Below are 503 nucleotides of genomic sequence, written 5' to 3'. Positions count from 1 at the left end.
TCGCAATCGGCTTAAGCTCTTCAAGAGGCCTGTCCCCCACCAGCCCCATTTCTATCACGTCTTGTCGCCATTCAACCTGATAGACATTGATGGGCTCCATGCCAAGAGGCAGGTTAGAAATAGTATCGATGCGCTGATTCACATCATCAAGCACTCGCTTGATATCCGCGTTGACATCAACTTCGATAGAAATATATGCACTGCCACGAGAAGCTCGTGACACCACTTTTTTAATGCCAGTAATGTCTTTGATCGACTCTTCCACTTTGACCAAAATACTCTCTTCAATTTCTTGAGGAGACGCACCTGGATAAGTCGCGCGAACGTCGATGTAGTTCACTTCGATATTCGGGAACATCTGACGCTGGATAAACATGTAACTCACGATACCCATGATGATGATAAACACCATCAACAGGTTGGCAGCCACAGGGTTATTGGCAAAATAGGCAATGATGCCCTTTTGATTCGTATCTTCCATGACAAACTCCTACTTACTGTAC

1 protein-coding gene is annotated in these 503 nt (G+C 45.3%); it reads right to left on the bottom strand.

Annotation, left to right across the window (positions count from 1 at the left end):
* Positions 1–481, bottom strand: a 481-nt coding sequence (locus tag R7Q09_RS28690; protein WP_318144277.1) for an efflux RND transporter permease subunit, incomplete at its 3' end; no start/stop codon positions are given.
* Positions 482–503: the final 22 nt, after the last annotated feature.

Source organism: Vibrio sp. 2130-1 (assembly GCF_033339515.1).
Note: the sequence above shows the minus strand (reverse complement) of the source record. Positions and strands in the feature narration are given on the sequence as shown.